16 protein-coding genes are annotated in these 16891 nt (G+C 57.5%); 10 read left to right on the forward strand and 6 right to left on the reverse strand.

What is annotated here, in order from left to right; translation table 11 throughout:
- Positions 1-69: IS1595 family transposase (locus EPN96_03325; protein ID TAL17983.1), on the reverse strand; the 69-nt coding region annotated here is incomplete at its 3' end.
- Between the two features lie 240 nt (positions 70-309).
- Here EPN96_03325 and EPN96_03330 point away from each other — a divergent pair.
- Positions 310-774, forward strand: coding sequence for a hypothetical protein (locus tag EPN96_03330; GenBank protein ID TAL17968.1), 465 nt, complete (start codon positions 310-312; stop codon positions 772-774).
- A 46-nt stretch (positions 775-820) separates the two neighbouring features.
- The gene (locus EPN96_03335) at positions 821-1453 is read left to right on the forward strand and encodes a phosphatidylserine decarboxylase family protein (protein TAL17969.1); all 633 of its coding nucleotides are present in this window, start codon (positions 821-823) and stop codon (positions 1451-1453) included.
- A 73-nt stretch (positions 1454-1526) separates the two neighbouring features.
- On the opposite strand, the gene EPN96_03340 is transcribed toward EPN96_03335, so the two are convergent.
- Positions 1527-1994 carry an Rrf2 family transcriptional regulator gene (locus tag EPN96_03340; GenBank protein ID TAL17970.1) on the reverse strand — a complete coding sequence of 156 codons (468 nt, stop codon included), beginning with the start codon at positions 1992-1994 and terminating at the stop codon, positions 1527-1529.
- Between the two features lie 10 nt (positions 1995-2004).
- A complete protein-coding gene (locus EPN96_03345; protein TAL17971.1) occupies positions 2005-3309 on the reverse strand; it encodes an O-acetylhomoserine aminocarboxypropyltransferase/cysteine synthase in 1305 nt (434 codons plus the stop codon).
- Positions 3310-3715: 406 nt separating this feature from the next.
- Between EPN96_03345 and EPN96_03350 the strand changes: the two genes are divergently transcribed.
- Together EPN96_03350 and EPN96_03355 are read left to right on the forward strand one after the other, a co-directional pair.
- Complete coding sequence (locus EPN96_03350) at positions 3716-5557, forward strand: hypothetical protein (protein ID TAL17972.1); 1842 nt, start codon at positions 3716-3718, stop codon at positions 5555-5557.
- A gap of 40 nt (positions 5558-5597) precedes the next feature.
- Positions 5598-6344, forward strand: a complete 747-nt coding sequence (locus EPN96_03355) for a hypothetical protein (GenBank protein ID TAL17973.1) — start codon at positions 5598-5600, stop codon at positions 6342-6344.
- Positions 6345-6407: 63 nt separating this feature from the next.
- Here the strand turns inward: EPN96_03355 and ttcA are convergent, their stop codons facing one another.
- The gene (gene ttcA, locus EPN96_03360) at positions 6408-7151 is read right to left on the reverse strand and encodes a tRNA 2-thiocytidine(32) synthetase TtcA (protein TAL17974.1); all 744 of its coding nucleotides are present in this window, start codon (positions 7149-7151) and stop codon (positions 6408-6410) included.
- Between the two features lie 99 nt (positions 7152-7250).
- On the opposite strand from ttcA, the gene EPN96_03365 reads away from it, so the two are divergent.
- The 6 genes from EPN96_03365 to EPN96_03390 all read left to right on the forward strand — a co-directional run bounded on the left by EPN96_03365 (position 7251) and on the right by EPN96_03390 (position 13818).
- Positions 7251-7673: a hypothetical protein gene (locus EPN96_03365; protein TAL17975.1), complete on the forward strand. Its 423-nt coding sequence runs from the start codon at positions 7251-7253 to the stop codon at positions 7671-7673.
- Positions 7674-7683: 10 nt separating this feature from the next.
- Positions 7684-7938, forward strand: a complete 255-nt coding sequence (locus EPN96_03370) for a hypothetical protein (protein ID TAL17976.1) — start codon at positions 7684-7686, stop codon at positions 7936-7938.
- A gap of 34 nt (positions 7939-7972) precedes the next feature.
- Positions 7973-8173 (forward strand): DUF2892 domain-containing protein, encoded by a 201-nt coding sequence (locus tag EPN96_03375; GenBank protein TAL17977.1) that lies wholly within the window; start codon positions 7973-7975, stop codon positions 8171-8173.
- A gap of 224 nt (positions 8174-8397) precedes the next feature.
- Positions 8398-10212, forward strand: a complete 1815-nt coding sequence (locus tag EPN96_03380) for a diguanylate cyclase (GenBank protein TAL17978.1) — start codon at positions 8398-8400, stop codon at positions 10210-10212.
- Between the two features lie 251 nt (positions 10213-10463).
- Positions 10464-11081 carry a hypothetical protein gene (locus EPN96_03385; GenBank protein TAL17979.1) on the forward strand — a complete coding sequence of 206 codons (618 nt, stop codon included), beginning with the start codon at positions 10464-10466 and terminating at the stop codon, positions 11079-11081.
- Positions 11074-13818, forward strand: a complete 2745-nt coding sequence (locus EPN96_03390) for a PAS domain S-box protein (protein ID TAL17980.1) — start codon at positions 11074-11076, stop codon at positions 13816-13818. Before EPN96_03385 ends, EPN96_03390 begins: the two co-directional genes overlap by 8 nt.
- 268 nt (positions 13819-14086) lie before the next feature.
- Here EPN96_03390 and EPN96_03395 read toward each other — a convergent pair whose 3' ends face one another.
- Both EPN96_03395 and EPN96_03400 read right to left on the reverse strand, forming a co-directional pair.
- Positions 14087-15526, reverse strand: a complete 1440-nt coding sequence (locus EPN96_03395) for a hypothetical protein (GenBank protein TAL17981.1) — start codon at positions 15524-15526, stop codon at positions 14087-14089.
- A gap of 23 nt (positions 15527-15549) precedes the next feature.
- The gene (locus EPN96_03400; GenBank protein TAL17982.1) at positions 15550-16461 is read right to left on the reverse strand and encodes a sigma-70 family RNA polymerase sigma factor; all 912 of its coding nucleotides are present in this window, start codon (positions 16459-16461) and stop codon (positions 15550-15552) included.
- Positions 16462-16891: the final 430 nt, after the last annotated feature.

The raw sequence follows: 16891 nt of genomic DNA on the forward strand, positions 1-16891 counted from the left end.
TGTAGTCCCGGCTACAAAGTGCTCGATCAACCGCTCTTGCTTGCCCCAGCTTAGCCTGCTCTTTCTCATGAACCAATCCTAGATATTTTTAGTTATCTAGGACAGCCCCTTTTTTTTTAAAAAAGTGCCTCGGGTGCGGGGCGGAGCCCCGCAAGTTGTAAAATGGCGGGCCGAGCCCGCCCTACATTTTAATCCCCGTCATTACAGCAACTTACCCTCTTTTTTTCCTCTCCCCTTGCCCATTTTGCCGCTTTGTGAGATTCTAAAGGATTGAGAGACCGCCGCTTGCGGCAAGCCAAGGAAAGCTTTATGAATTATTCTCCCAACGTCAACATCCTGCGGAAGATCATCATCGCCATCGATGACCTGATGCATTTTTTCGTTGCGTTGATTCTGCTGCTTTGCGTCGCGCTGGTGCTTTTCCGCGCCGCCACGCATCTGCCGGACGCCGAGCTGACGGGCATTCTGCACACGGTCAACGACGTATTGCTGGCCCTCATCTTTCTGGAAATCCTCTGGCCCGTGGTGAGGTTTCTGAGGCGCTCACCCTTTCGCCTCAATCCTTTCCTCTACGTAGGCATCATGTCTTCGACGAGGCGCATCCTCATAATCGAGGCTGAGCATTCGGTGATGAGCAGAGCGGCCGTGGGCGAATTTAACGGACTGAACTGGCAGGTTCCGCTGGAACTCGGCGTCAACGTAGTGGTTATACTTATTCTGGCCGTCGCGCTGAAACTCATCGGCGAAAAACCCGACGAGGGCGGCGGCCACTGATTTTACGGCCAATTTCGGCCGCTTGTTAAGGAGCTATCGATACCGCATGATTCCTCTGGCTAAAGACGCCTGGCCCTTCCTCATCGCGCTCAGCGGCATTTCCGCCGCCGCGTGGTACTTTGACTGGACCCCCGTCGGAATTTTATTTCTGCTGCTTACCGTTTTCGTGGCCTTCTTCTTCCGCGACCCGGAGCGCACCATCCCGCCGGGCGAGGAGTACGCCATCTCCCCCGCCGACGGGCGCGTACAGTTTCTCGAAGATATAGCCCACGACGATTTCATCGGCGGCCCGGCGAAGAAGATCTCGATCTTCCTCTCCGTCTTCAACGTGCATATTAACCGCAGTCCCATCGAGGGCGTCGTGACCTTCAAGGCCTACCGTCCCGGCAAGATGCTCCCCGCCTTCAAGAGCCACGCCTCCGACGAGAACGAGCGGGCGACGCTTGGCATCGAGGGGCCCGCCGGGAAGGTTCTGGTCCACCAGATTACCGGCTTTATCGCCCGCAGAATCGTCTGCAGGCCGGAGGTCGGAGACGGCCTTCGCAAGGGCGAGCGCTTCGGCCTCATAAAGTTCGGCTCCTGCACGGAGCTTATCGTCCCGGCCTCGGCGGAGGTTCTGGTAAAGATCGGAGACAAGGTGGTCGGCGGAGAGACCCTGCTGGCGAAGCTGAAGAAATAACGCCGGTCAACTGGCAATAAAAAACGGCCCCGCGCTTATCGCCGGGGCCGTTTTGATTTTCTTTTGGTAATTTTCAAATCTCGTAGGTGAGCCTGGCGCTTGAGGCTCTTTCCAGCCCCTTCCGCTCCGCCTTGAGGCACAGGTCCTCTATGGAGGTCTCTTTCAGGATGGAGGAGATTTTCTCCCCTATTTCCTTCCAGAAGAAGCGGGCTACGCATTCGCCCTGCATCCCGCAGCCGGACTCCGGCTCATCTTCGCCCGAGACGCAAAGAACCAGTTCGATAGGGCCTTCCACGCAGGCGATTATGTCGTAAAGGCTTATCTCCTTCGGTGATTTCAGGAGGCGGTAGCCGCCCGCCGGACCCCTTTTGGAGGTGATTACCCCCGAATTCCTGAGTTTCAGGAATATCTGCTCCAGAAAGCGCTGGCTTATCTTCTGCCGCCCGGCCACCTCTTCCGCCGTGGCGGACCCTCCCCCGGTGTGATAGGCGAGGTCGAAGACGGCCCGTATCGCATAATCGCTCCTCGCGGTAATCCTCATAGTTCGCCGGTCACCCGTTCGCGGCGGCCTTTAGCGCGTTGTCAATGTCGGCCAGTATGTCCTCCACGTCCTCTATTCCCACGGAGAGGCGTATGTAATCCTCGGTGACGCCGGTGGCCTCCTGCTGCTCGCGGGTGAGTTGCTGATGGGTGGTGGAGGCGGGGTGGATGACGAGGCTCTTGGCGTCGCCTATGTTGGCGAGGTGGGAGAGAAGCTTGACGGAATTGATGAACTTCTTCCCCGCTTCGAGACCGCCCTTTATGCCGAAACCGACTATCGCGCCGTAGCCGTTTTTCAGGTATCTGCCCGCGACGGAGTGGCCCGGGTTATTGGGGAGGCCGGGGTAGTTGACCCAACTCACCAGCGGGTGGCTTTCAAGGAATTTGGCCACCGCGAGAGCGTTCTCGGAGTGGGTTTTCTGGCGAAGGTGGAGGGTTTCGAGCCCCTGGAGGAACTGGAAGGAGTTGAAGGGGCTGATTGCCGCCCCCACGTCGCGCAGCCACTGGACCCTCGCCTTGATGATGAAGGCGACGTTGCCGAGTCCGGGGAAATCCCCGAAGACCTCCCAGTACTTCAGGCCGTGATAGCTCGGGTCGGGCTCGGTGAATTCGGGGAATTTGCCGTTGCCCCAGTTGAACTTGCCGGAATCCACTATTACGCCGCCGATTGAGGTGCCGTGGCCGCCGATGAACTTGGTAGCGGAGGCGACGACTATGTCCGCTCCGAAATCGAAGGGGCGGACCAGACCGACACCGACGGTATTGTCGACGACGAAGGGAATCCCCGCCTCGTGGGCCACCGCCGCTATAGCGGTGAAATCGGGCACGTCGAGCTTGGGGTTGCCGATAGTCTCGGCGTAGATGGCCCGCGTCTTCGGCGTTATCGCCTTCCTGAAAGCCTCCGGATCTTTGGAATCGACAAAGACCACCCTCCTCCCGAGTTTAGGGAAGGTGTTGTTGAAGAGCTGGTAGCTGCCGCCGTAAAGGTTGTTCGCGGCGACGATCTCGTCTCCCACCCGGGTGATGTTCAGGAGGGCGAAGGTCTCCGCCGCCTGCCCGCTCGCCACGGCCAGGGCACCGGTTCCGCCCTCTATCTGGGCTATCCTCTGCTCGAAAACGTCGGTGGTGGGGTTCATCAGGCGAGTATAGATGTTGCCGAACTCCCGCAGGGCGAAGAGATTCGCCGCGTGGTCTGTGGATTTGAAGACGTAGGAGGAGGTCTGGTAGATGGGCACCGCGCGCGCGCCGGTGGTGGGATCGGGGGACTGCCCTCCGTGCACGGCTATGGTTCCAAGGCCCGGACTCTTGCTGGACATCAAAAACTCCTTGTGCAACCGGGGGTTGCAATCTCCTGAAGGGTTTATTCGCTGTATTGTTTACAAAACATATATATCAATTTACCGGATTGTCAAGCCGTTTGTTCATTTTAGTGATGTACAATAAATTTTTATTCTTTACTTGCGTTGTGGTGTTTGTGGCTCGTGCGCTTCAAGGCTTAAGCATACACCGCAGGCTCCGTTTTACTTCCTCTTCCCCTCATAGGCGAGGTCTATTGAAATGGCGTCAGCCATAGAAAATACCGAATGGTAATTTGACTTTATACCCGTTAAAAAGTTCCGGTCGCGGTTTTTGTCCGCGGACGTAGAATTGTAATGAGTGAATCAGGGCTTGTCCGTAAATATTTTATTTACAGATAAGCCCTTAATCCGACCGCAGGAATTTATGGATTCTTTAAAGGCGATTTCCGAAAGCGATCCCCCGGCGACGGGGAAACGGCGCATCGACGAGCTTCTGGAGGAGGTTTCCGAAAACTGCGTAGAGTGCGGCCTTTGCGTTTCGGAATGCTCCTTTCTCGAAGCATACGGAACGCCCCGCTCCATCGCGAAGTCTTACGATCCCTCTTCCTCATCTTCTCATTCCCTCCCCTTCGAGTGCAGCCTCTGTTCACTCTGCACGGCGGTGTGCCCCTACGGGGTCAAGCCGAAGGAACTCTTTCTGGAGATGCGAAGGGAGGCGATAAGGCGGGGGGCCGCGCCGGAAAAACAGCACCGCGCGCTTACCGGCTACGAGAAGGCGGGGACTTCGCGGCTGCTCACCTGGCGCGGATTGCCCGAAGGGTGCGACACCGTCTTTTTCCCCGGCTGCGCCCTCCCCGGCACCCGGCCCGGAACGACCTTCGACACCTTCCGCAAACTCCGGGAGACGATTCCGAGCCTCGGCGTCGTCCTCGACTGCTGCACAAAGCCCTCCCACGACCTCGGCAGGGAGGAATATTTCTCTGCGACGTTCGGGGAACTGAAAGGGTGGCTGCTCGACCGGGGAGTGAAGAGGGTGCTGGTTGCCTGCCCGAACTGCTGGAAGGTCTTTACCGATTACATGCCGGAGGTCGCCGTCGAGACGGTTTACGAAGCTCTTCCCCGCGAGGAAAGAAGCGTTCTTGAGGGCGTGAACGTGACCATTCACGACTCCTGCGTCATGCGCTTCGCCGGGGACGCCCAGAGCGCGGTGCGGGCGCTAGCAGGATCGACGGGAGCAAAAGTTGTCGAGATGGTCCATTCCGGCGAGAAAACCCTCTGCTGCGGCGAGGGCGGGGCTGTCGGCTACGTCGCGCCAAAGCTCGCTTCGACCTGGGGTCTCAAGCGGGCGAAAGAGGCGGGAGAGTTGCCCGTCGTCACTTTCTGCGCTGGCTGCGCGAACCACCTCTCCTCCCGGATTAAGGTCTGCCACGTGCTCGATCTCATCTCAGGGCCGAAAGAGACGCTCGAAGGCAAGGTCCGCGTCGGCAAAAGCCCCTTCACCTACCTGAACCGCCTGAGGCTGAAGGCGCGCTTCAAAAAAGAGGTGAAGACCGCGCACTCCGGCGAGCGCCCTCCCCTGCCCGGAACCTCCGGGAGCAAGCTGAAACTGCTTCTCGGCGTAGCGGCGCTCGTGGCTCTGGTAATCGGCGTCCGAGCCTCGGGGCTCGGCCAGTACCTGGAGCAGGAGCGGCTTCGCGAGCTCATCGCCGGTTTCGGCGTCTGGGCTCCAGCCCTCTACATGCTCTTTTACACCCTCGCCCCCTCGCTCTTTTTACCCGGCCTTCCCATAACCATCGTAGGCGGCATACTCTTCGGGCCGGTGTGGGGCGTAATCTACACCATCACCAGCGCCACCGCCGGTGCCTGCCTCGCCTTTCTCGTCTCGCGCTACCTCGCGAGGGACTGGGTAGAGGCGCGGCTCACGGGGCCTCGCTGGCGAAAACTCGACGAGGAGGTGGCTAAAAACGGCTGGAAGGTGGTCGCTTTCACCCGGCTCGTCCCCCTTTTCCCCTTCAACCTTCTCAACTACGCCCTCGGGCTCACAAAAATCGGCTTTCTTCCCTACGCGGCCGCCTCCTTTGTCTGCATGCTGCCCGCGACCATAGCCTACATAGTCTTTTCAAGCTCGCTTCTGGACCTTTTGCGCGGAAAAGCGAGCCTGGGCCTTATAGCGGGAATAGCACTCGTCGCGGCGGTCTCCTTCCTTCCCGCCATCGTAAAGAAATTTTTACGGCGCAAGGGTGCGGACGAAACGATTTTAAAGTGATTTTAAGGGCGAATTTATTGACCCAAACACGGAGAAAGACATGAAAACTGGAGTTAAAACCCTGACCTTGTCCCTGCTTGCCGGACTGCTGCTGGCAGCGCCCGCCCTTTGCGCCGATACCGGGCGCGTAGTCGAGGCAAAAGGCCACAAGATGATCGTCGATACGGTCAGCCGCGAGCTTCGCCTCTCCGCCGAGGTCACCAGAAACGACTCCAAGGCGGGCGTCGGCGACTGGGGAAAGCGAGGGGCCGCCTGGTTCGGCTGCGCCGAGGGAAACAAGAAGGATTTCTTCATCTTCACCACCAACATCGACAGGCCCTCCCTCCTCAGGGGACTTACCGACATCGGCCTCGTCAGCCGCCGCCAGATTACCGCCGAGGAGGCGAAGGAGCGCACCGGGCTCCGGGGCGAGACGAAGGTGGAGGATTATCAGGACGGAGACCCCCTGATCATCGCGATCCGCTTTGAGAAGGACGGAAAGCTTGTCCAGCGCGCCATCGAGGATTTCATACAGGAAAAAATTTACGTGCAGGGCAAAGACGTCATCAAGCCCTACACTCCCCACTGGATCTTCCACGGCACCGGAGAGAAAACCAACAGCGGAACAGGCTGCGTCTCCTGCCCCGAGGACTGCTACGGCGGCATAATCGCCGACAACTCCGTCCCCGTCCTCTCCCTGGAGTCCTACTACAAGGTCAACTGGGACCTGATGCCGCCCGTCGGCTCAAAGGTGGAGGTAGTGATAAAGTCGATCTACGGACCCGATCCCCTTTCCTCGCTGAAGTAATTGAATACATCGACAAAAAAGAGGTTCGGGAGCGCCCCGCGTTCCTGAACCTCGCCCACCCTGTCAGTTCTTCACAATCATCAGCCTGTCGAACCGGACGTTGCCGAGGCTCTTTAAGATGCTGGCCTTTACTCCGGGGTTTTCTCTCTCCAGCCTCCCGATTAAGGCCTTTACCCGCTGGCGCTCGGTGTGGACGCAAGACGCCAGCACGCAGCCGCAGGAAACCACCGGGAAGCTCTTCTCCATCGCCAGCTCCGCGAGGTCGTCCTCCCGGCAGTAGACAAGCGGGCGGATTACGACGTTTCTTCCGTCGTCGGCCCAAAGCACCGGCGGCATCGACTTGATCTCCCCGGTGAAGAACTGGGCCAGAAGAAGGGTTTCGATGAGATCGTCGGCGTGGTGGCCGAGGGCGATTTTGTCGTACCCTTCCCGCTCCGCCACTCCGTAGAGAATCCCCCTTCTCAGCCGCGAGCAGAAGGCGCAGTAGCTGGTTCCGGGGGCGCGCTTCTCCTCGATTATCTCGTACATGTTCGAGGGCTCGGTAAAGTGCGCGTACCCGCGCTCGCGGCACCAGCTTTCCACCGGGGATGGGTCGAAATCCGGGTAGCCGGGGTCCACCGTCACCGCGCCTATCCCGAAATCGTTCCCCCTCTCGCTTCGCAAAAGGTGAAGGAGGTGAAGAAGCGCCCAGGAATCCTTGCCGCCCGAGAGCCCCACCAGGATCCGCTCACCCTTCCGGATCATGGAAAAATCCTCGATGGCGCGCCTCATCTGAGAAAGCAGCTTCTTTTCCGTGGTGTTGGCCAATTTTCACCGCCCTTGAAATTTTCAGGCCTTCGCTGGACAGTCCGAAAGTCCGTACTACATTATTTGTCTGACAAAGCTTTTACATGAAAGGAGCCGGTTATGAGAAGAATGATATCCGTTTTTGCGCTTTTGGCCCTGTCAATCTGCTTCGCCGCGGCGGCTCTGGCCGACAACCACGCCGTAAAAATCGCCAACAAGGGCGGTATGGGCAATTACCTCACCGACGCCAAGGGTATGACCCTCTACTGGTTCGCCAAGGACGCCCCCGGCAAGAGCGCCTGCACCGGCGGCTGCGTGGACAAATGGCCCCTCTACTTCCGTGAGAAGGTGGCCCCGCCCGAGGGCGTCAAGGCCGAGGATTTCACGACAATCATGCGCGAGGACGGCAAATCCCAGACCGCCTTCCGCGGCTATCCCCTCTATTATTTCGTTTCCGACAAGGCCAGCGGCGATACGACGGGCCAGGGCATGGGAAGCGTCTGGTTCGTCATCGACCCCGCTTCGTTCCCGGCGAAGAAATAGGTCCCCCGGCATGACCGCGGCGGAAGGATACAAGTGCGACAGTTGCGGCAGGCGGGAGACGGCGGAAGGAGGCGGTCCGGACGCGCCGGTCTGCTGCGGCCTTCCGATGAGGCCCTTTGACCTCCTCTACACGATGGAAAACCCCGAAAGGCCGGCCGATATCGGGGCGGATTTTGTCTGCGGGGTTTGCGGGCGGGAGGTAACCCTGCCTACCGGAGAAAGCGGGCCGCTCTGCTGCGGGCAGCCGATGGAGGAAGCCAACTGACCGGTATAGTCAACTGCGCGCAAGGACTGCAAAGATGAAGAAGAACGTCGGGAACGTCGAACGCGCGGCAAGGGTTGCCGCCGGTCTTGGGATATTGTCGCTGGTGTTCATTCTTGAAGGGAATATCAGGTTTCTCGGGCTTCTGGGCATTGTCCCCATAATCACCGGGTCAACCGGAATATGCCCGCTTTACACCACCCTCGGAATCAGCACCATCAAAAAACCGAAAGGCTAGCTCGTACAAGCTTGGGCCCCCTGGAATTACCCCAGGGGGCTTTCGATTCCTACCCGCCAAAGCCCCCCCTTTCTCTCTTAAAAATATCTTACGGCCTTGCGCCTCCCTCCCCTGATATCTCCTGCACCTAAAATTTCGGAAATATAAATAAAAAAAATTTGTCCTGTCCGAATTAGCTGATACTCTAAGATAAATACCCCTTTCCCACTTTTTGTGGAGCCACCATGAAAATACTGCGGTTTAAAGAGTGGTCCATCCTCCCCAAGATCATGTTTTTTTCTACCGCCGGGGCGGTGTTTTTCCTCCTCATCACTTTCACCATCCTGAATCCCTTCGTCAAGCAGCAGGTCCTCGAACAAAAAAAGACCGGCCTTAAAAACAACGTGGACACCGTCCACTCGCTGCTCAACTATTACTTCTCGCTCCAGGCAAGCGGCGCGATGACCGAGGCGGAGGCGAAAAAAGCCGCCGCCACCGCGGTAAAAAACATGCGCTACGACGGCACCAGCTATTTCTGGATAAACGACATGGGCGCCAGAATGATCATGCACCCCATAATGCCTCAATACGACGGCCAGGACATGGCGAACTACACGGACCCTGACGGGAAAAAGCTCTTTTCCGAGTTCGTAAAAATAGTCACGTCCACCGAGATGGGCTTCTTCTACTACTCCTGGCCAAAGCCGGGGAGCGACATCCCGCAGAAAAAACTCAGTTTCGTCAAGGGCTTCGACCACTGGAACTGGATAATAGGCACCGGGGTCTACCTGGACGACGTTGAAAGAGAACTGGGAAAGCTCAATATTTATCTTCTGACCGGCGGAATGCTGCTCTCGCTGGTCAGCATTGTCACCGCCGGGCTCATAGGACGCCGCCTGCGCTCCAGGCTCGGCGACGTGTCGGACGGCCTAAAACTGATATCCCAGGGCGGCATAGATTCGGATTCCGGCGCGAGGCTGGACATCGGCATCTCCGACGAAATCGGCGAACTCTCTCACCAGTTCAACGAGCTCATCGATTCGATGGTTACCCTGTCCAATTTCAGGAAGACGATTCAGGAAGACGAATCCCTTCAGGACGTTTTCTACAGGATGGCCGAGATATTCTCGGCCCTTCCCGGCGTTGAGAAGGTGACTATCTTCGACATCCAGAAATCCACGAATTCGATGAAGGTCGTCTATCCCGTTCCCTTCGCCACGGAGGATCTTATCTGCAACGAGGCGATACTGGACAACTGCAACCTGTGCAAGGCCAGGCGCACCGGGCACCTTATCGATTCAAAGAACTTCCCGAAGGTCTGCCTCGAATTTCTGGCCAGCGACGAAAAAAACCACGTCTGCTTCCCCTTCAACGTCGGAGAGGGAACCATCGCCATCGCCCAGTTCATATTTTCAAAAAACGGCCACCTGCCGAAAACCTTTAACTACAAACGCAGCATCGGCAAGGCGAAGCAGTTCATCAAGGAATCCCTGCCGGTCATCGAGGCCAAGCGCCTCACGGCAAGCCTCCGGGAATCCTCCCTCGTGGATTCCCTAACCGGCCTCAACAACCGCCGGTACCTGCAGGAGTGCTACTCCCACGTGTGCGCAGGTTCGCTGCGGAGAAAGAAATCGATCGGCATACTTATGTGCGACATCGATTATTTCAAGCAGGTGAACGACGACCACGGACACGACGCCGGGGATGAGATACTGCAACAGGCGTCGAAAATCATACAGGACAACGTGCGCAAGGCCGATCTGGTCTTCCGCTTCGGGGGCGAAGAATTTCTCGTCATGCTTATCGACGTAGAGCCGGAGGATTCCGTACAGGTAGCCGAAAAAATCCGCACCGCCTTCGAGAGCAGGGAATTCGTCTTCGGCAAGGGCGGCAAGATCAGGAAAACCATCTCGATAGGCGTGAGCGAATTCCCCGGCGACGAGGAGACCTTCTGGAAGGTCGTGAAGTTCGCCGACGTGGCCCTCTACTCGGCCAAGGAAAACGGAAGAAACAAGGCCGTAAGGTTTTTACCCTCGATGTGGCTGCAGAGCCAGTATTGAAAGGATGGTTTAGGGCTTGTCCGTAAATAGGCCTTTCGGAAATCGCCGGACAAGCCCTTAAAGGCAAACCGCAGAGATGCCGATACGTAAGACATCGCAACGCCGTCTTTTGGTGTTCCTTCTTTAAGCCGGAAAATTGCCGGCGGGTCGTAATTCGGTGAATTTCGCCCGGCCCGGTTGCGAAAAACGGGTATGTTTTCATTTGCTCACTTGGAATCCCTGAAAGCTTTCGGGAGAATCGGAGTTGCTTCGTGTGCGCGAATGAACGGCTGGTAAACATGGGTTTCACCGAAAAGAAGTGGAAACCCGGCATTCACATGTGTCTTATTTACAACGACGAGAGCGAGCGCAGGCGCGTCGTGGGCAAATTCCTGGAAGCGGGACTTTTGTCCGGCGAAAAAGTCGACTACTTTTATGACGCCCGGTCCTGCGAAGAGGTAAAGGCGTGGCTGGGCGACATAGGCGTGAAAGTCCACGGCGAAAGCGAACGGCAGCAAATCAGGGTATCGGCGGCGAAAGAAATCTACTGCCCCGAGGGAATATTCTCCCCGGAGAAGATGATCTCCCTGCTGAAAGCCCACTACACCAAGACTTTGGCCGAAGGCTATCCCGGCGCGCGCCTCACCGGCGAAATGGAGTGGGCGCTAAAGGGGATACCGGGCTCGGAGCAGCTTGTCCGCTACGAGGACATGGTCAACGACGCGCTCAAGACTCACCCCATAACCGGCATGTGCCAGTACGACGCGAAGCGTTTCGACGGCGAGACTCTCTTTAAGATTCTAAAGGTCCACCCCTATATGGTCGCTAACGGGCAGATAGTTCAAAACCCCTATTTTGCCGGATCATATGAACTGAATCAGAATGGATAAGAACGAAAACCGCACACAATTTATTCTGGGCATCGTCGGCAAACTCTCGGCTGCCGAGACCTTCGCCCAGTCTATCCCTCCCGGAAAGCGGATGGCCGACTTTCTCCATGCCTGCTTTCAGGAAATAGCCGAGCTGGGCGGCTGCTGCGTCTGCCTCTTCGGGGACGGTGAGAACAGGGGCGTCTGCAAGGACATGTGCGCGGAATGTTCCGTAAAAAATCAAAACCCGCCGCTCGCCTCCGTAGAGGAGTGCCGGATGGTCGGCGCCGAGGGCGTAAACACAATAAAACTGATTACGGCGGAAGGCATTTACGGTCTTCTTATCTTCTCCCGTCCGAATCCTGAAACCTGGGAGGCGCTTGAGCCTTACCTGTGGAATTTCGGCAAGGAGGTCGCCCAGATTATCGAGAACCGCAAAAAAACCGGAGAGCTCCTGGAGACAGGCGAAAGGCTCCGCGAAAGCGAGGCAAGATACAGAGCCCTCGTTGAAATGAGTCCCGACGCGATTTTCGTCCACGTAAACGGCAGGTTCGTTTACGCCAACCGCGCCGGGCTGACCCTGCTGGGGGCAAAAGCCCCGGAGGAATTACTGGGCAGGGAGATTATCGAATCGGTTCACCCCGATTACCGCCATCTGGTCAAAAGCCGGACGCACAGCATAACCGAGCACTCGGCCATAGCGCCTCTTCTGGAGGAAAAGTTCGTGCGGCTGGACGGCTCCGTGGTGGACGTGGAAGTTGTCGGCGCGCCGGTGGTCTACGGAGGACAGCCCGCGGTGCAGGTCGTGGCCAGGGATATCACCGACAGGAAAAAGGCGAAAGCCGCGCTTCTGGAGAGCCGCTATCAGGCGGCTCTCTTCGCCGACCTCATCGAACGCTCCTCCCAGCCGGTCGGAGTAGGTTTCCCTGACGGCAGGCTGGGGAAATTCAACCAGGCTTACCTCGATCTCGTCGGCTACACCCAGGAAGAGATAAAGACCCTGGATTGGGCCCGGGACCTCACTCCGGCGGAGTGTCTTCCAATCGAGCGCGCCAAACTCAGGGAACTGCATAAAACCGGCAAGCCGGTCCGCTACGAAAAGGAATACATCCGCAAGGACGGCTCTCTGGTTCCCGTCGAGTTGCTTGTTCACCTAATAGCCGATGATTCGGGCCAGCCGAAATGCTATTACGCTTTCGCAAACGACATTACCGAGCGCAAGGAGTCCGAGAAAAACATTTCCCGCCTCGCGGCGGCCGTGGAGCAGTCGGCGGACGATATTATAATCACCGACACCGGAGGGATTATCCAGTACGTCAACCCGGCCTTTACCCAGACTACCGGTTACTCGTTCACGGAAGCGGCCGGCAGACACATCAACATGCTGCTTCGCGGAAGGCACACGGAAGAAGCGACGCACCTTGAGGTTCTTCAGGAGCTGAAGGCGGGCCACATCTGGAAGGGCAGGATTCTCAATCTTGCCAAAGACGGCAGGAATATCCTGCAGGAGGTGACGATTTCCCCGATAAAAAGGCCCTCGGGGGAAATTATCGGTTACGTTTCGACCCAGAGAGACATAACGAGGCAGGTCGAGGTCGAGACCCACGCCGCCGAAGCGCAGAAACTCGAAGCCATAGGCACCCTCGCCGGAGGCATCGCCCACGACTTCAACAACATCCTCTCGGCTATCGTGGGCTACACCGAGCTTGTCATGGACGAAGTCACCGATCCGATGGTCAGAGAAGACCTGCAGGGGATTTTCAAGGCCTCGACCAGGGCGAAGGATCTCGTAAAACAGATACTCATGTTCAGCCGCAAAGGAAGCGACGCCGCCCGCCCGGTTCAGCTTAAACCGCTGGTGAAGGAGGCGCTAAAGCTGCTTCGGGCCTCCATTCCGGCTACGATAGAGTTTAAAGCCGATATCAAATCAGAGGCGTCGGTTATGGCGGATCCGACGGACATTCACCGCATAATAGTAAACCTTTGCACCAACGCCGCCATCGCCATGAAGGAGCACGGCGGCCTTCTCGAAGTGGGCCTCGAAGACGTCGAGCTCGACCTGCTTTTTACCGCGAAGCACACGGAGGCCGCCCCCGGCAAATTCGTGAGGCTTACCGTAAGGGACACCGGCGTAGGCATGACTCCCGAGGTAAGGGCGCGCATCTTCGAGCCCTTCTTCACCACGCGCCCCCACGGCGAGGGAAGCGGAATGGGGCTGGCGGTCGTTCACGGCCTGGTGGCGAGGCTCGGCGGGACGATCTCGGTAAACAGCGAGCAGGGAAAGGGATCGGCCTTCCAGTTGTTTTTCCCCGTTTTGCACGAAGAGGCCGCTTTCGCGCCGGAGATACATGAGCCGCCGCTGCCGGGAACCGAAAGAATACTTTTTGTAGACGACGAGGTAATGGTAGCCAACATCATCTTCAAGGCTCTCGAAAAGCTGGGCTACAAGGTCACCGCCAGAACCTCCAGTATGGAAGCCTATGAAACTTTCCGGGCGAATCCGAAGAGTTTCGACATCGTGATAACCGACATGACGATGCCGGTAATGACGGGCGACGAGCTTATCTTCAAGATACGGACGATTCGGCCCGACATCCCGGCCATACTCTGCACCGGCTACAGCGAACTGATTACCGAGGAAAAAGCGAAGTCTCTGGGCATCGAGGAATTCTACATGAAGCCTTTCGTCATCCAGAAGCTGACCGGGATAATCCGCAAGCTCATGGACAACCCCGCCTTAGGGCTTGTCCGTAAATAAATCCTTCGTTCTCGCATCCGGCTTTTGGCCCGCTTTCGCCGCTCATCAATCGCAAAACCTCGACGTAGAACAACTACGCCTGCGGTTTTGCTCAGTCTTCGCGACAAAATCGCTCTCAAAATCCGGCGCGATCTCCAAAAGGCTTATTTACGGACAAGCCCTTAAACCCCTGATTCACGAATCAAAAAAACCGGGTACCAAAAAGGTATCCGGTTGCCGCCGGGACGCCGAGCCCTGTGGCCCAGACGCCGGTAGTACCCGTTCGCCTTCAGCGCCTAAGCGCCTCCAGGAAGCAGCCCCCGCCTCCGCCTCCGGAGCCGCCGGCGCTCCCCGGCTTTTCCCCTATGGTCAGTTTGTAGTCGAGGGGTCCGCCGTTGGCGGAGACGTTTACCACCGCGCCGTAGGCCGTTTCGCCTCCACCGCCCGGCGGAGCCAACAGTATCTCGTCCTGGTTCGCGACACGCGCGTTCGCGCTGTCTCCGGCCACGAGAGCGAACCGCATATCGCCTTCGGCGCTCTTCGGGTTCAGGGTTACCGGCGCGGGAAGAACGCTCGTGTCGAGGGTGAAGAGGTTTGCGCCGAACCTTCCGGGGGCTCTTCCGCCGGGCGCGCTGGTGCTGTAAGGCAGCCTGACGACGCTGTCGGCGACCTTCGGGGCGTAGTCGGTCTCGTAAAGCCCGCCGTCGGGCCAGTAGCCGGAGGGGTTGGCGGCCATGCTCCAGAATTTTGTCACCGCATCTTCGAGGCTGTCGCCGCTGTATATGCCTATATTCTTTCTGAGGGCCTCTTCGACGCCGAGCGGGTAGGCGTCGGACATAACCCCGACCAGCGCCTCCAGTCCTTCGGACATGAATCTCACGTAACCGGCGAAGATCGACGCCCCGTACTCGTGTAGCCCGTTGAGGGTGAAGAGCGGCTGATAGGGCGCGGCGAGAAAGACCGAGACGTATTTCGTGTAATCGTTTACGTCCGGGAAAATCTCCTCCTCCATCCAGGTAGCCGAAGCCTCGACCCACCAGCCTTCGTCCGTCCACCGCTCCGCGTCTATGTACTCGGGGCCGTCTTCGATATTCTCGGCGTCCCAGGGGTATCCTTCAGCCCTCTGGACAGCATGGAAAAGCTCGTGCGCCGCCACCGTCTTCAGCACCGGGAGCTCATCCTCGGAATAGGCGGAGAAATCGTCGTTGAAGATGAAGTAGGCGACTCCGTAATCCCTGTTGATGTTGGCGAAGGCATAGTAATCGGAGAAGAGCGCTATCTCTTCAAATTTTCCGGTCTTGTCGGAGTAAACCCGAAGCCCGGTGTTTCCGACGTAGATGTCGATGTAGTAGTTTTCCACTCCGTAGGGAGGGGCGAACCCCATTCTATTGTACTCGCCCAGCGCGTACTCCATGCTGTTGGCGAGGGTGACCACCCACAAGGGAGTGCCTTTCTCGCCGTTCTGGCCCCACTCCTTATCGTTTCTGTCGAAGTCGTTGCCCCAGAAGACCCTGAAATGCTCCGTTGTGAGAAAAACTCCGTTTTCGATCTGGGTGGGGACGACTCCGCGGCTCTGGGTCGCCAAAGCGTTTCTCGAAAGCGGCGCGGCGGGGGTGAAGGAGTTGTCGGATCTTCCCAGAACGGTGCGCCCCGCGTAAGCGCCGGCCGCGGTCAGCATTACAAGACCCGTTAAGCCCGAAACCGTGATTTTGTTGACGTAGCGTTTCATGGGGCGCCTTCTTTCGTCGTCTCTCACACCTCTAGGACATCTTTTCCTACCCCGTACCTGTCCGCGAACGCAGTCTTGATCTTGCCGATGGCTTCATTCTGTATCTGACGGATGCGCTCCCTGCTGAGGCCCATGTCCCTCGAAATCTGCTCGAAGGTTTCCTCTTCCGCGTCGCCGAAGCCGAAACGCCTGGCGATAACCTCTCGCTCCCTGTCGCTGAGACCGGGAAGGAGCGAGAGCAGAAGGTCATTGAGCTGATTGCTTATCAGGGTCTCGGCCTGCCCCTTCTGATCGGGGTCGCTGAGAACTTCGGCGAAGCTGCTGTCGTTGTCGATGGAAACTTCCTGGTCTATCGAGCAGACCTGGAGATTGATGGAAGAGAGGCGGACGACGTAAGCCTTCGTAAAACCGGTGAGGTCGCAAAGCTCCTCTTCCGTAGGCTCGATCCGGCGTTCCAGAATGAAGGTCTCCCTGACTCTCTTCAGCTTCTGGAGGTCGTCCGAAACATGCACGGGAACCCGCACAAGCTTCGTCTGCTTCTGCAGGGCGCGTTCGATCGACTGCTCGATCCACCACCCGGCGTAGGTGGCGAAGCGCGCGCCCTTATCGCCTCTGAATTTTCCCACGGCGACGATAAGGCCCATGTTGCCCTCTTCGATGAGATCGTCGAAGGTCATCCCCCTGTTAGTATACCTCTTGGCTATCTTGACCACCAACCGGAGGTTCGATTCGATCATCATCCTCCTGGCGAAATCGTCGCCGGAGGCGATTTTCACGGCGAGTTCAATCTCTTCGCCGTAATCAAGGAGTCTCGTCTTGCGGATAGCCTTCAGATAAAGCCCCATGCTGCTGAGGCAACTGCGGCCGGTGGCCTTGTTCACAATCAGTCCATCCTCCAGCCGGGCGTTTTTCTGGGATTCTGAAAGTTTCCTCATGGCAAGCTCCTTTTAAGCATCTCGGTCACCAAGACAATAAGCAAGGTGCGTGCCCGGAGTTTATTATTTTATTTTCTTTAATGATTACAAGCAATTACGTTATTAGGGCATCGGATGAAGAGGTAAAACCCATCCAATAAAATTTGAAATTTCCAATTTTTCTGGAAAAAGTCCCGGATTTCTGGACAAAAGAGAGAGTTTAGTTCTTTGTGGGATATCGTCATTCCCGCGGAAGCGGGAAACCAGTGGCGTAGGTCGCGCTTGAGGAACGAAAGCCGACAAAACCTTATCGTGAAAATCGTTTATGTTTGCGGGGCTTGGCGCGCCCCGCACCCGCGCCCCACTTTTTGTCGAAAAAGTGGGGCAAAACTCGGCCCGGAAGGAGCCGCTCGCTCTACGAGCGACCGGTCGCTACGGCGGGGGCGTGAGG

This window comes from bacterium (assembly GCA_004322275.1).
In the GTDB taxonomy this organism is placed as follows: Bacteria; Desulfobacterota; Deferrisomatia; order Deferrisomatales; family BM512; genus SCTA01.

Bases quoted from the DNA above. Each gene is read 5' to 3' on its own strand.
- EPN96_03390 (TAL17980.1), top strand. From the start codon at position 11,074: ATGGATAAGAACGAAAACCGCACACAATTTATTCTGGGCATCGTCGGC.
- EPN96_03350 (TAL17972.1), top strand. From the start codon at position 3,716: ATGGATTCTTTAAAGGCGATTTCCGAAAGCGATCCCCCGGCGACGGGG.
- EPN96_03330 (TAL17968.1), top strand. From the start codon at position 310: ATGAATTATTCTCCCAACGTCAACATCCTGCGGAAGATCATCATCGCC.
- EPN96_03345 (TAL17971.1), bottom strand. From the start codon at position 3,309: ATGTCCAGCAAGAGTCCGGGCCTTGGAACCATAGCCGTGCACGGAGGG.
- EPN96_03340 (TAL17970.1), bottom strand. From the start codon at position 1,994: ATGAGGATTACCGCGAGGAGCGATTATGCGATACGGGCCGTCTTCGAC.
- EPN96_03355 (TAL17973.1), top strand. From the start codon at position 5,598: ATGAAAACTGGAGTTAAAACCCTGACCTTGTCCCTGCTTGCCGGACTG.
- EPN96_03395 (TAL17981.1), bottom strand. From the start codon at position 15,526: ATGAAACGCTACGTCAACAAAATCACGGTTTCGGGCTTAACGGGTCTT.
- EPN96_03380 (TAL17978.1), top strand. From the start codon at position 8,398: ATGAAAATACTGCGGTTTAAAGAGTGGTCCATCCTCCCCAAGATCATG.
- EPN96_03335 (TAL17969.1), top strand. From the start codon at position 821: ATGATTCCTCTGGCTAAAGACGCCTGGCCCTTCCTCATCGCGCTCAGC.
- EPN96_03370 (TAL17976.1), top strand. From the start codon at position 7,684: ATGACCGCGGCGGAAGGATACAAGTGCGACAGTTGCGGCAGGCGGGAG.
- EPN96_03400 (TAL17982.1), bottom strand. From the start codon at position 16,461: ATGAGGAAACTTTCAGAATCCCAGAAAAACGCCCGGCTGGAGGATGGA.
- EPN96_03375 (TAL17977.1), top strand. From the start codon at position 7,973: ATGAAGAAGAACGTCGGGAACGTCGAACGCGCGGCAAGGGTTGCCGCC.
- EPN96_03365 (TAL17975.1), top strand. From the start codon at position 7,251: ATGAGAAGAATGATATCCGTTTTTGCGCTTTTGGCCCTGTCAATCTGC.